We start from the raw sequence: 13,740 nt of genomic DNA, 5'->3' as shown, positions 1-13,740 counted from the left end.
GTCGTGCTCCCCAGGCTCAGTCGAGGATGGTGACGATGCCGCGGTCGCCGTCCACGCGCAGCCGCTGGCCGGTGGTGATCCGCTTGGTGGCGTGGCCGGTGCCGACGACGGCGGGCAGTCCGTACTCGCGGGCCACGATCGCCGCGTGCGACATGGTGCCGCCGATGTCCGAGACGGCGGCCGCGATCTTGCCGAAGACCGGGCCCCAGCTGGGCGCGGTCACCGGACAGACCAGCACCTCGCCCTCCCGTACCTGGCCGATGTCGTTGGCGCTGAGCAGCACCCGGGCGGTGCCCTCGACGACGCCCGGCGAGGCGGCGAAGCCGCGCACCTCGTGATCGCCGTCCGCGGTCGGTGTGGACCAGGCCTGGATGGTCTCGGCGGTGATGCCCCACAGCATGCGGACCGCCGGGTCGTTGAGTACCTCGGGGACGGGGCCCAGCGCGGGCGGCGGGGACCAGCCCGCGAGGGCTTCCAGCATCCGCTTGCGCTCGGCGACCGTCTCGCGCACGTGTGCCGAGCCCACCGGCTTGCTCCCGGCCGCCCAGGCGAGCATCACGTCGGTCAGGGCCTGGCCGACCTCGGTGTGGTTCAGCTGGAAGACGTCCTCGGCGTCGGCCAGGACCCCGTGGTCATGGAGCAGCTCACCGAACTCGCGGACCTTGGCGAAGAACTTGGTGGTGAAGTAGTGCTCGCAGTAGAAGTTGTGGTCCTCGACGAAGGGGAAGACCACCCGGGCCAGGCCCAGCATCTGGTCGAAGGCGGCCTGCTCCTCCTCTCCGGCCAGCAGGGAGCGATACTCCTGGGCGATGCGCTCGCGCTCGGCCGTGAGCTGTTCGGTGGGGCGGTCGAGCAGCTCGCCCCTCCTGGCCTGGTCGACATAGCCGGGCAGCGCCGCGAACGGCACCGTGAGGTCGTCGTTCCAGCTGCGGTGGTGATGGTAGAAACCGGCGCCGGTCGACATGTTGAACCACGGCTCGCGCACGGCGTCCATCGCCTCCAGCCAGCTCCGGCCGCCGTCCCCGCGGGCGGCGAGCGCGGCCAGCACCTTGTCCGGCTCGCAGCCCTCGACGAAGAGATCGTCGACGCCGTACTCGACCGCCAGCTTCGCCAGCTTCTTCAGCTCGTCGTCCGGGCGGTAGAGGATGACGTCGATCCCCGCGACCATGCGGGCCACGTCCTGGTCGGGGATCTCCGGGAACGACGTCTTGCAGAACTCGAAGAACACGACGTAGGCGCCGTAGCCGAGCATCAGGAACTCGGAGTGGTGGTGCCACATCTTGGAGTACAGGTCGATCAGCCGGTGGTAGTTCTCCCGGACGTAGTGGTTCTGGGCCACACCCTTGGCCTGGAACACGACCTCCGGGTCCTCGAACTCGGGCAGCCGGGGCACCTCGATCCGTTGCACCTCGTCGATCAGCGCGGTGATGCGGGCGACCCAGCCCTGGTAGAGGTCGTCCCAGTTCTCGTAGTAGTACCCCGCCCGCTCACTGAACTCTGCGAGCCTGTGCTGGATCTCCTCGGGGTCGGTGACCGGATTGGCGGTGATGTAGACCCGGCCGTTGACGATGCGGTGCTCGATGCCGAGCGTGGTGGGGAAGACGAACATGCGCGCGGTGTTCGCGCCGATAGCGGTGTAGGGCGCCTCGGCAGTGATGGCGTCGAACGCGGGCATGGGCTCGGGGAAGTGCATCGCGTTGTAGAACCAGAACCGCTGGTCGTCCCCGGGCTGGAACCGGGTGTAGTACGGGTACATCGACGCCCAGCCTTCGGCTCCCGCGACGTCGGTCAGTTCCGAGGGCAGTGGGAAGAGGGGGGCGGGTCTGGCATCGTTCACGGGGCTCTCCAGGGTGTGCGGCTCAGGCGTAGGGAGCGGGGATCCGAGGGTGGTGCGGCTCAGACGGTGGCGGTGGCCAGGGGGTAGTCGCGCTGGGTACGGGCGTAGCGGGCGAGGGCATCGAGCGCACGCGGGTCGGCGACCGTGCTGGGGTCGGCCGCCTGTTCGACGGGGGTGCCGAGCAGGATGCGGCGCGCCGGTACCTCGAGCTTCTTGCCGGTCAGGGTGGTCGGGACGGCCGGGACCTGGATGATGCGGTCCGGTACGTGGCGGGGGCTGTACTCGCGGCGGAGTCGGTCCCGGATCGTCTGCTGGAGGCCGGCGTCGAGGGTGACGCCGTCGGTCAGGGCGACGAACAGCGGCATGAAGAACTTCTCGTCCGGCAGGTCGAGGCTGACCACCAGAGCTCCCGTGACCTGGTCGAGGGCTTCGACGACCCGGTAGATCTCCGCGGTGCCGATGCGAACGCCCTGCCGGTTGAGGGTGGCGTCGGCGCGGCCGAGTACGAAGCAGCCGCCGCGTGCGTTGACCTTGAAGAAGTCGCCGTGTCGCCAGGCGCCCGGGTAGTCCTCGAAGTATGCGCGGCGGTATCGCTCGTCCCCGTCCGGGCCCCAGAACGTGACCGGCATGGACGGCAGCGGCTCCGTGATCACGAGCTCGCCGACCTCGTCCACGACCTGGCGGCCGTGTTCGTCGTAGGCGTACGCGGCGACACCCAGCGAGCGGGCCTGCATCTCGCCGGCGTACACGGGCAGGGTGGGCACTCCGCCGACGAAGCCGGTGCAGCAGTCGGTGCCGCCGCTGCCGGTGGCGATCCACAGGTCCGCCTTGACGTTGCCGTAGAACCAGGCGGTGCACTGGGGCGACACTGGTGAGCCGGCGGGCATGACCGTGCGCAGGGCGGACAGGTCGTAGCGTTCGCCGGGGACGATGCCGGCCTTGGTCATGAGGTCGACGTAGGCGGGGCTGGCGCCGAAGAAGGTGGTCCGGGTGTCCTGCGCGATCCGCCACAGCACGTCCGGCTCCGGGTGGGCGGGGTTGCCGTCGTAGAGCACTGGGCAGGCGCCGACCAGCAGGGAGCTGATCAGGAAGTTCCACATCATCCAGCCGGTGGTGGTGAAGAAGAGCGGCCGGTCGCCCTCGCGCAGGTCCATGTGGAAGGTCTGCAGCTTCAGCTGCTCCAGCAGGATGCCGCCGTGCCCGTGGATGATCGCCTTGGGCAGTCCCGTCGTACCGGAGGAGAAGAGCACCCACAGCGGGTGGTCGAAGGGGACGTGCTCGAATTCGAAGTCTTCGGCGGGAACGGGCGGGTGGTCGAGGACCTCGTCCCAGCGCAGGCCGCCGACGGCCAGCGGCTCGTCGTCCCCGTCGTCGAGGACGGGAAGGTGGATCACCTGCTCCAGGCCGGGAAGCGCGTCGGCGATGCGGCGCACCTCGTTCCGGCGGTCGAAGGTCTTTCCGCCGTAGCGGTAGCCGTCGACGCAGAAGAGGACCTTCGGCCTGAGCTGGCCGAACCGGTCGATGACGCCTCGCGACCCGAAGTCGGGGGAAGCGCTCGCCCATACGGCCCCGACGGCCGTCGTCGCGAGCATCGCGATCGCGGCCTGGGGCACGTTCGGCAGATATCCGCAGACCCGGTCGCCGGGGCGTACGCCGAGCGCGCGCAGCCGGGTCGCCAGGATGCGTACCCGGCCCGCGAAGTCCTCCCACGGAAGGCCGACGGGAGCGGCGCTCTCGGAGCCGAACACCACGGCGTCGGCACCCGACCGTTCGTTGCGCAGGACGTGCTCGGCGTAGTTCAGCCGCGCCCCGGGAAACCACCGCGCCCCCGGCATGTCCCGGCCGTCGAGCACCGAGGAGTACGGGGCCGTCGACCGAATGCCGAAGTAGTCCCACAGGGCGCCCCAGAATCCCCCCAGGTCGGTGACGGACCAGTTCCACAGCTCGTCGTAGCCGTCGAACCGCAGCCCCCGTTCCCGGGACAGCCAGTCCGCGAACCGCGTGACATTGGCCTCCGCGACCTGCCGCGGGCCGGGCGTCCACAGCAGCTCGCCTTCGGCCACCACGGCGGCCCTGCCGGCTGCGCCGTGTGCCCGACCAGTGGCAGGGAAGCCCCCTGCTGCCTCGACGGTCATGTCGCCTCCTCGCGTCAGTGGAGGAACGGTCCCCGACGAGCCGGGACGCGAGCAACAGTTCCCTGCTAGCTTTTCACCTGGTGAAATCCGCTCTCCATCTCCGCAGGTGAGGGTCGTCTCATGCGGCAGTACCAGGTGAAAACGATCAGCTCTCTCGAGCGTGGCCTACAGGTGCTGAAGGCCCTGGAGGAGATGCGTGCCGCCAGCCTGCACGACCTGCACCAGGTCACCGGCATCCCCAAAGCCACCCTGATCCGCATCCTCCATACCTGCAACCAGCAGGGCCTGGTCTGGCAGCGGCTCGCCGACGGGGCGTTCGTCGCAAGCCTCAGACCCCAGAGGGCCCCGTACAACGACGTCGAGTGGCTCGGCGAGCTGGCGTCGTCGGTCCTGGAGGAGCTATGCGAGCGCGTGATGTGGCCGTCGGTGCTGACCGTGCCCCGGCTGGACTACATGGAGACGATCGACACCAACAGCCCCAAGGCGTACTTCGACGAGGTGGTCCCCGTCGCGCCCATCGGTTTCCGTTCGCACATGCTGCTCGGCGCCTCGGGCCGGGCCTACATCGCCTTCTGCGCCGAGCGGGAGCGGGAGGCGGTCCTGCGCCGCCTGCGCGAGCACGACGCTCCGGGCAACGCATACGCCCACGACCCGGGCTGGCTGCGGCGTCTGCTGGCGACCACCCGGTCCCGCGGATACAGCGTGCGCGCACCGGAGTACGACTTCGACGGTCGCAACTCGATCGCCGTACCGATCCGCCTGCACGGGGAGGTCCTGGGATGCGTCAACGTGACCTGGCGCAAGACGGTCATGTCCGCGCAGGAAGTGGCGCGGCGCCACCTGGACGACCTGCGGGCCGCAGTGCACCGGATCGAAGAGCGGGCTTCGGCGGCCGTCCCGCAGCGACACGGGCCCGGCGGCGACGAGATCTGAAGATGAGGAAAAGAGACCATCCGCCGTCTTCCAGTCTCCACCAGCCACCGGAACGGCTATGCGCCAGGCCTCTGTGGAGCAGCCGAGTGGTCCCTGCGACACTCACGCGGGCTGACGCAGTGCGGCTCTTTGAGGCGCGGGCGAAGTGTGAGGTGTCCTTGACGCCGACCGCGTAGGCGATGTCCGTGACACTCCGGCCCGTCCGGACCGGGTCGGCGGGCAGCCTGGCGGCGATGTCGATCCGCTGCTGCGCCCCGAACAGCAGCAGCACCCTGTCACGGGCGCGGTCGTCCTCGATCTCACCGCAGGTCCGCGTCGACCGAGCATCATATCGGATCCTCGTGCCGCTCGCTGAGCTCGGCGCTCTAGGGTCACCCTAAAGCGTGTTGCACGAGGTCGTGATTTTGCAGGTCAGGGCCCGATCGTGGCTGTTCTGATGGGACCTGTCCACCCCTCGGGGACAGGACCCCGGCACGCTTGTCCCGGTGCGCTACCGCAAGGTCGGTGCCTCGCGCCGCAACTACCGGTTCTCCGCAAACGTGCAGGTCATCATCGACGCCGACACCCGCCTGGTCGTGGCCGTGGCTCGCCCCGCCCCGGCAACAAGGCCGACGCCCACGTGTGGCGCAACTCCGGCCTGCCGGAGCAGTGCCGGGGCGTCACCGTGCTGGGTGACGGCGCCTACATCAACACCGGCCTCGTCGTCCCCGGTCATGAGGGTGCCGCTGGTCGGTTCCGTGATGATGCAGGCGTCACCGGTGTGGCCTCGTTCGAGGGTGCCGAACGCTCCGAGTCCGTCCTCCTCGCTGACGACGAAGTGCGCGGCCACCTGGCCGCGCAGCTTCGCGCCCGCGCTGCGTATCGCGGCCAGGGCTGCGAGGATAGCCACCACGCTGGCCTTCATGTCGCACGCTCCCCGGCCATGCACCACGTCTGCGCCGACCTGAGGACGGAAGGGGTCTCCCTCCCATTGCGCCAAGTCCCCGGGAGGGAGACCGTCGACATGGCCCTGAACAACCAGGATCGGCCCGTCGCCCTGCTGCTGCGTGCCTCCCACCAGGCCCCATGCCTCCGTGCGTGGGGCTTCGCCGCCCGGGAAGCGGGGGTGCGCACGCAGCTCGGGCAGGTTCATGGACCACAGGTCGACATCGAGATCCAGCCGCTCCAGGTGCCGGGCCAGGATGTGCTGCAGCTCGGACTCCGCGGCACTCTGGCTTCACGATCGTACAGTCGCCTCTCCTGTCAGGACGGGTGTCCGGCCACTGCCAGCCGCAGCGCGAGGTGGGTCTCCAGGGTCCGTTCGGCGGCCGTCCGTCCCAGCAGTTCCTCGGCCCGGCGCAGCCGGTAGACCACCGTGTTGCGGTGGACGTGCAGCGCCTCGGCGGCCCGCACGAGGCTGCTGCCCCGGTCGAGGTAGGCGAGCAGGGTGGAGCGCAGGTCGGCCGTGGCGCGGTCAGGGGCGGCGAGGGCGCCCAGCTCCTCCGTGACGAACCAGGCGGCGCGTTCGGAGTCGGTGGATGAAAGGGAGATCAGGGCCACCTCGTCGTAACGGGTCACCGGCTCGGATGGGCGGGACCGAAGGGCCGCGCGCCGGGCGTCGAGCGCGGCGAGGTGTGTGCGCCGGAAACCGGCCGGGCCGCGGGCGCTGCGGCCGACCGCGAGCCGGACGCCGGTAGCGCCGTCGACGCACGCCATGGTCAGCGCGCCGGCGTCCAGCGGGCGGGGCGAGGTGGCCCACGCCCAGAGCGTGGTGGCGTCCGCCTCGACACTGAGCAGGTCGGCGGCATGCAGCGCCACGGCGGCGGAATGCAGGGCTTTTTCGAGCAGGTGCCGGGCGTCTTCGGGGCGCGCACCGGCCCGGGACGCCGGCTTTCCGAGCCAGGCCACCAGGCCCAGGTGGTGAGCCGTCAGGTCCTTCTCCAGGACCCGGCCGGCCGTGGCGGCGTCCACGCTCTCGCCGTCCAGCAGCGAGCGGATCACACCCCGCTGGTCGGCCAGCCTGCGGGCGAGGAGCCGCCGGCTCTGGCCGAGGTGCTCGATGGTGATCGCGTCGGTCGTCTTGTCGAAGAAGTCATTAACCACTTCGGTCAGTTCCCGTGTCACCGGCGCGCGACGCGAGGCCGGCAGCAGGGCCTCGGCCTCGTCCAGCAGGGCCCCCGTGCACACCCGCCGTACGATCCGCAGCCCTTCGACGATCCTCTCGTAGGAGATCCCCTCTCCCGCCAGGTAGGCGGTGATGGCCACCTCGCCCGCGTTGAGCGAGAAGCTCCTGGCCCGGCCGCCGAGGGTCAGCAGGAGTTCCAGCACCATGTTCTCGATCGCGGGCGCCAGCCGGGAGGCGAGCGGCATGCGCCGCTCCTCGGGAATGTTCGGGAGCACCTCGCCCATCGCCTGGCGGGCCAGTGCCACCGCCCACCGGACCGGTGCGGGTCCGAGCTCCGCCACCACCGGCTCGGTCACCGCCGCGTCGCAGGCGGGCTCGTCGCCCGGTGGTGCGGACAACCCGAGGACGAGCCCCGACAGGAATTGCGCTCTGGCCACCAACACAGTCGTGATTGTACGAAACATACACGGGCCTTCGCGTTTTTGGATTCCCGGCCCAGTGACCGGGCCGGTACCCGGCTCGACGATCGGGAGCGCACCGCAGACGTACGGAAGGCGTCCCCCTGATGACGAGCACCGAACCGCAGCGCCCCACCGCCGGGGCCGGCTCCCAGCAGCCAGGCAACCAGTTCCTGAAGGGGCCGTTCGCCCCGGTCGACCAGGAGATCACCGTTCATGACCTGAAGGTGACGGGCACGATCCCGGCCGAGCTGAACGGCCGCCTGCTGAGGGTCGGCCCCAATCCGATCGACCCCGAGGACCCGGTGACGTACAACTGGTTCTCCGGCAACGGCATGGTGCACGGGGTCCGTCTCCGGGACGGCCGTGCCGAGTGGTACCGCAATCGCTTTGTACGCGACGACCAGGTCACCGCCAGCCGCGGCTGGCCGAAGACCCCCGGCCCGGAGGCCCCCGCCCCGGGTCCGGCCTATGTGGTGCGGCAGACGGCCAACACCAACGTCCTCTCCCAGGGCGGCCACACGTTCGCGTTCATGGAGGGCGGACAGCTCCCCTATGAGCTGACGTACGAGCTGGAGACGATCGCCCGCTCCAACTTCGAGAACACGTGGAACGGCGCCTGGACCGGTCACCCGCACCGCGACGCCACCACCGGCGAACTGCACGGTGTGGCCTACCGCTGGGACTGGAACTTCGCCCAGTACGTGGTGCTGGACATCGCCGGCCGGGTCCGCAGGACGGTGGACGTGCCGCTCGAAGGCCGTCCGATCATCCACGACATGGCGCTCAGCTCGCGTTACTGCGTCTTCTACAACGGCCCCGTCCAGGCCCATCCGGGCATGCTGGAGAAGGGCTACGACTTCCCCTACGCGTGGGACTTCGACCACCGTCCGGCCTGGGCCCTGCTGCCCCGAGAGGGCAGCGCCGACCAGGTCGTGTGGTGCGAGACGGAACCGGCCGCCGTCTTCCACATCCTCGGCGCCTTCGACCTGCCGGACGGACGGGTCGCGGTCGACGTGTGCAGCAACGAGCGTCTCTTCCACACCGACCCCACCGGTCCCACGGACACACCGTCCCGACTGGACCGCTACTTCCTCGACCCGGCCACCGGTCGCTGCACGGTCAGGCGGCTCGACGACACCCCGCAGGAGATGCCCCGCCTGGACGAGCGGCTCATCGGTGTGGGTGAACACCGCTACGGCTACTTCTCCTCGCGCGCCAAGAACGCCGACAGTGCCCTGCTCAAACAGGACCTGCTGCGCGGCACCTCCGAGTCGTACACCTACGGACCCGGCCGCTTCGGCATGGAGGCCGTCTTCGTGCCGCGGACCGCCGATTCGGCGGAGGACGACGGCTGGCTGATGACCTACGTCTCCGACCTCGCCAACGGCAACGCCGAGGTCCTGATCCTGCACTCCCAGGACCTGTCGGGCGGCCCGGTCGCCCGCATCCACATCCCGCAGCGCGTACCGCTGGGCTTCCACGGCAACTGGGTGCCCGACGAGGACCTGGAGGGCAAGTGACCACCCGTCATGAGGCGGTCATCCGGAGCACGCCCGCCGAGGTGACCCCGGAGCTGATCCAGGGCATGTGGGCATTGTTCGCGCGAGACCACCGGGAACGCGGCTACGACGCACCGGTGGTCGTCACCGACGAGTCGTACGGCACTCATCCGAGGCAGCGGCTCGACGTCCATCGGGCGTTCGAGCCGCCGGCCGGCGCGCCGGTGCTGCTGTTCGCGCCCGGCGGCGGCTTCGTCGCCGGGGACAAGGACACCGCCGGTTTCCCGTTCTACCGCCATATCGGCCGCTGGGCGGCGGACCGCGGGCTCGTCGCCGTGACCATGAACTACCGGCTCGCCCCGGAGCACCGATGGCCCGCCGGGGCGCAGGACGTCGCCGACGCGGTGGCCTGGGTGCGGGCGAACATCGCGGAGCACGGGGGCGATCCGGAGCGGATCGTGCTCGTCGGGCACTCTGCGGGAGCCGCCCACGTGGCCGGATACCTGGCCTGCCACGGCGGTACGCGACCCCGGGTGGCCGCGGCCGGCCTGCTGTCGGGCATCTACGACCTGCGTGAGCTCCGGCAGAACGAACTGCTGCGCTCCTACTACGGCTCCGATCCCGCCGAACTCCCCGCCCGCGAGGCGCTGCCCGGGCTGCGTGACTGCGCCATCCCGCTGCTGGCCTGTGTGGCCGAGCTCGACCCCCCGGACTTCCATGCCCAGGCCGAGGCGGTACGGGACTTCGTCTCCTCCTTCGTGCACGTCACGGGCCACAACCACATCTCCGAGATCGTCGCCCTCGGCGTCGACGACGCCCCGCTCGGCGAGCCGCTGCTGCGGTTCATCGAGGAATACGCCGTGAGGAGCACCGCATGAGCGCGATCCGCGCATCCGTCCTGGTCGGCGGCGAGGAGGTCACCACCGGGTTCGCGCCGGTGCTCAATCCGGCGCGGATCAGCGAGGTCGTCGGCGAGTTCGCCCTGGGCGGGGCCGGGGAGATCGACCTCGCGGCCCGCGCGGCGGCGTCCGCCTTCCCCGGCTGGGCCGCGCTGAGCCCGGCCGAGCGTGCCGCGTACCTGGTGAAGGCCGCCGACGCGCTGGAGGCCGAGGTTCCCGAGCTGGCCGCGCTGCTCACCCGCGAGGTGGGCAAGGTGCTGCACGAGTCGTACGGCGACGCGGGCGGCGCGCCCCGGCTGCTGCGGTACTTCGCGGGGCTGGCCGAGGACATCGCCGCCGCCGAGGAACCGGCCGAACTCCCTTGGCCGGGCCGCGCGGTGACCCGGCATGTGCCGATGGGCCCGGTCGGGGTCATCGCGCCGTGGAACACCCCGGTGTTCCTGGCGTTCATGTCGATCGGCCCGGCCCTGATGGCGGGCAACCCGGTGATCGTCAAGCCGCCGGAGGAGGCTCCGCTGGCCCTGAGCCGGGCCGTCGCGGTACTCGCCGACGCCCTCCCGTCCGGAGTCGTCGGCCGCGTACCCGGGCTCGGCCCGGACGCAGGTGCCGCGCTGTCCGAACATCCCGCCGTGCGGCGGCTGATGTTCACCGGCTCGGTCGCGACCGGGTCCCGAGTGCTGGCGTCCGCCGCGCCGACCATCAAGAACGTCACGCTCGAACTCGGCGGAAACGACCCGGCGTTGGTTCTGCACGACGCGGTCATCGACGAGGCGATGCTCCGCGAGCTGGTCGCCGGCGTGTTCGGCCTCAGCGGGCAGATCTGCTACAACGTTAAGCGGATCTACGTCCACCGCAGCCGCCTCGCCGAATTCACCGACGGGTTCACGGAGTTGGTCTCGCGGATCCGGGTGGGCGAGGGCAGCGACCCCCGGGCCACCATCGGGCCGGTCACCACCCGTGCCCAGTACCACCGCGTGCTCGCCCTGCGCGACGCCACCGCGGCCGCCGGCGCCAAGGTCACCGTCGTCGGCGAGCAGTTGGACCCCGTCGGCTGGAACGAGGGCTACTTCATCCTCCCGAGCGTCGTCACGGACATCGCTCCCGACGCGCCGCTGGTCACCGAGGAGCAGTTCGGGCCCATCGTGCCGATCCTGCCCTTCGACGACGAGGAGGAAGCCGTCCGGCTGGCCAACTCGACCGAATACGGCCTGGCCGCGTCCGTCTGGTCCGCCGACACCGACCGCGCCTGGGCACTGGCCCGCTGCCTGGAGGCCGGGACCGCCTTCGTCAACGTCCATCGCGTAGGCGCCTCGCCGATGTCCGTGCCGTTCGGCGGCATCAAGCACAGCGGCATCGGCCGCACCCACGGCCTGACCTCCGTCCTGGAGTGCATGGAACAGCAGGCCGTGGTCACCTACGACGACCCGTCGCTGCTGCCCGGCACCGACCACTGGAACACCCTGCTGCGCGCCGCGGAAGGAGCCGACGACCATGCCTGACTACGCACGCATCGCCACCGAGGAGGCGTTCGCTCCGCCGGAACTCATCGATCTGTGGCGGGACATGATCAAGCGGAACGATCACGGCGACCCGGGCTTCGACAGCCTGATGGGCTTCTACGTCAACCATCGCAGCGCACGCACCGACTTCATCCTCGAACGCCTCCCCGACCTCGGCGAGCGACGGCTGGCCGACATGGACGCCGCGGGCGTCGACCGCCAGGTCATCTCGCTCACCTCCCCCGGCACGCAGATCCTGCCGCGGTCCGAGGCGGTCGCCATCGCCGAACTCGCCAACAACCGGCTCGCCGAGGCGATCCGCAGCCACCCCGACCGCTTCAGCGGCCTCACCGCCGTCGCCCCACAGGACCCGGAGCACGCCGCCCGCGAGATCGAACGCGGCCATCGTGACCTGGGGCTGAAGGGCGTCATCATCAACTCGCACACCCACGGCGAGTACTTGGACGACCCCAAGTTCTGGCCCATCTTCGAGGCGGCCGAGGCCCACGACACCCCGATCTACCTTCACCCCAACACGCCTTCCCCCGCGATGATCGGGCCGCTGCTGGAGGCGGGTCTGGACGGCGCGATCTACGGCTTCACCGTCGAGACAGGCATGCACCTGCTGCGCATCATCACTTCCGGCGTCTTCGACCGCTTCCCACGCCTCAAGATCGTCGTCGGACACCTCGGCGAAGCCCTGCCGTTCTGGCTCTACCGCCTGGACTACATGCACGAGGCCACCGTCCGCGCCAAGCGCTACCCCGTCATCAAGCCTCTCCAGCGCAAGGTCAGCGACTACCTGCGGGAGAACGTCTGGGTCACCACCAGCGGCATGCCCTGGGCCCCCGCGATCATGTTCTGCCGCGAAGTCCTCGGAGCCGGCCGGGTGCTGTACGCCATGGACTACCCGTACCAGTACGCCCCGGACGAGGTCACCGCCCAGGACGACCTCCCGCTCGGCACCGCCGGGCTGAAGGCCTTCTTCCAGACCACCGCCGAGGATCTCTTCCAGCTCCGCTGAGCCCAGAACGCCCGGAGCCCGCACCAATTCCAAGGGACGACATGAAATACACCGTCAGCAGCATGCGCACTCCACCGGAGGGCTACGCCTGGAGCCGGTTCGGACAGCCCGAGTACACCGACTGGCTCGACGAGAGCATGTCCTGGAAGGACGCCTGCTACATCGGGGACTGGTCGTTCCTGTGGCAGCACCGGATCACCGGCCCCGACGCGCTCACCATGCTCGGCGACATCACCGTCAACACCCTCGCGAACTTCGCCCTCGGCCAGTCCAAGCACGCCATCCACACCAACCAGGACGGCAAGGTCATCCACGAGGGCATCCTCACCCGCTTCGGCGACGAGGAGTTCATGCTGCACGGCCGCGGTGGCTTCTGGGTCCGCAACTACCTGGGCACGACCGACTACGACGTCAAGGTGGAGCGGGACGACTGGTTCATCCTCCAGGTCTCCGGCCCCAATTCGGTGAAGCTCCTCGAAAAGGTCTCGGGCTCATCGAACCTGCGCGAGACCAAGTTCATGTGGGTCAACTCCCTGAAGATCGCCGACCACGAGTTGTACGCGCTGCGGCAAGGCATGGCCGGGGAAATCGGCTTCGAGCTCCAGGGCCCCATGGCCGCCAAACAGGACGTCTACGACGCCATCCTCGAGGCCGGCCAGGAGTTCGGGATCCGCAAGCTCGGTGCCCGCGCCACCATGATCAACCACCTGGAGGCGTGCTTCCCGACCATCGCCACCGACTACATCCCTGCCATCTTCGACGAGGACATGAAGAGCTACCGCGAGTTCTTCACCTCCTCCATGCCGTCCTTCGCGCAGCCGGCCTACATCGCCGGTTCCTACGACGGCGCCGAGATCAGCGACTACTACCGCAGCCCTGTGGAGCTGGGCTGGGCCCGCAACATCAACTTCGACCACGACTTCCTGGGCCGCGAGGCGCTGGAGGCGGAGAAGGCCGCGCCCCGGCGCGTCATGCGGACCCTGGTGTGGAACGGCAACGACGTGGCGGACGTCTTCGCGTCGATGTTCCGACCGGGCGAGCACTACCCGTTCATGGACATGCCCCGTGACCAGCGCGGCTTCATGTGGGCGGACAAGGTCACCGCCGGCGACGACCTCGTTGGGATCGCCACCTCCCGCGGCTACAGCTACTACTACCGGCAAATGCTCTCGCTATGCACTGTCGACGTCGCGCACAGCGAGCCAGGCACCGAGGTCACCGTCCACTGGGGAGAGCCCGGCGGACCGCAGAAGGCGATCCGGGCGACCGTCGCCGCCGCGCCCTACAAGCCCGACCGGCGCCGCGCCGACCTGCATCAAGCGTGACCCCGGAAAGGAACGGCGACCGTC

At 69.9% G+C, this 13,740-nt stretch carries 9 protein-coding genes and 2 pseudogenes; 7 read left to right on the top strand and 4 right to left on the bottom strand.

Annotated elements, in window-relative coordinates; translation table 11 throughout:
* Positions 1–16: 16 nt before the first annotated feature.
* On the bottom strand, positions 17–1,837 hold the full coding sequence (locus ACYUED_RS37575; protein WP_050399385.1) for a PEP-utilizing enzyme: 1,821 nt from the start codon (positions 1,835–1,837) through the stop codon (positions 17–19).
* A 59-nt stretch (positions 1,838–1,896) separates the two neighbouring features.
* Positions 1,897–3,972, bottom strand: coding sequence for an acetoacetate--CoA ligase (locus tag ACYUED_RS37570; protein WP_078907527.1), 2,076 nt, complete (start codon positions 3,970–3,972; stop codon positions 1,897–1,899).
* Between the two features lie 120 nt (positions 3,973–4,092).
* On the opposite strand from ACYUED_RS37570, the gene ACYUED_RS37565 reads away from it, so the two are divergent.
* Positions 4,093–4,905, top strand: a complete 813-nt coding sequence (locus tag ACYUED_RS37565) for an IclR family transcriptional regulator domain-containing protein (protein ID WP_046915482.1) — start codon at positions 4,093–4,095, stop codon at positions 4,903–4,905.
* A 470-nt stretch (positions 4,906–5,375) separates the two neighbouring features.
* A pseudogene (locus tag ACYUED_RS37560) lies at positions 5,376–5,638 on the top strand (transposase family protein); the annotation flags it as partial.
* Here ACYUED_RS37560 and ACYUED_RS37555 read toward each other — a convergent pair.
* Both ACYUED_RS37555 and ACYUED_RS37550 read right to left on the bottom strand, forming a co-directional pair.
* Positions 5,614–6,115, bottom strand: a pseudogene (locus ACYUED_RS37555) (M20/M25/M40 family metallo-hydrolase); the annotation flags it as partial. The pseudogenes ACYUED_RS37560 and ACYUED_RS37555 overlap by 25 nt on opposite strands.
* A gap of 32 nt (positions 6,116–6,147) precedes the next feature.
* A complete protein-coding gene (locus ACYUED_RS37550) occupies positions 6,148–7,452 on the bottom strand; it encodes a PucR family transcriptional regulator (protein ID WP_159026152.1) in 1,305 nt (434 codons plus the stop codon).
* 122 nt (positions 7,453–7,574) lie between these two features.
* On the opposite strand from ACYUED_RS37550, the gene ACYUED_RS37545 reads away from it, so the two are divergent.
* From ACYUED_RS37545 to ACYUED_RS37525, 5 genes are all read left to right on the top strand, one after another.
* Positions 7,575–8,990 (top strand): carotenoid oxygenase family protein, encoded by a 1,416-nt coding sequence (locus ACYUED_RS37545; RefSeq protein WP_099970528.1) that lies wholly within the window; start codon positions 7,575–7,577, stop codon positions 8,988–8,990.
* Positions 8,987–9,847: an alpha/beta hydrolase gene (locus ACYUED_RS37540; protein WP_050399387.1), complete on the top strand. Its 861-nt coding sequence runs from the start codon at positions 8,987–8,989 to the stop codon at positions 9,845–9,847. Before ACYUED_RS37545 ends, ACYUED_RS37540 begins: the two co-directional genes overlap by 4 nt.
* The gene (locus ACYUED_RS37535; RefSeq protein WP_046915480.1) at positions 9,844–11,367 is read left to right on the top strand and encodes an aldehyde dehydrogenase family protein; all 1,524 of its coding nucleotides are present in this window, start codon (positions 9,844–9,846) and stop codon (positions 11,365–11,367) included. The genes ACYUED_RS37540 and ACYUED_RS37535 overlap by 4 nt, the downstream gene beginning before the upstream one ends.
* Positions 11,360–12,391, top strand: coding sequence for an amidohydrolase family protein (locus ACYUED_RS37530; protein WP_046915479.1), 1,032 nt, complete (start codon positions 11,360–11,362; stop codon positions 12,389–12,391). The genes ACYUED_RS37535 and ACYUED_RS37530 overlap by 8 nt, the downstream gene beginning before the upstream one ends.
* Before the next feature lie 62 nt (positions 12,392–12,453).
* A complete protein-coding gene (locus tag ACYUED_RS37525; protein ID WP_046915506.1) occupies positions 12,454–13,716 on the top strand; it encodes an aminomethyltransferase family protein in 1,263 nt (420 codons plus the stop codon).
* The last annotated feature ends 24 nt before the right edge of the window (positions 13,717–13,740 follow it).

It is taken from the genome of Streptomyces sp. DF42, from assembly GCF_058267695.1.
This window is presented reverse-complemented; position numbering and strand designations above follow the sequence as displayed.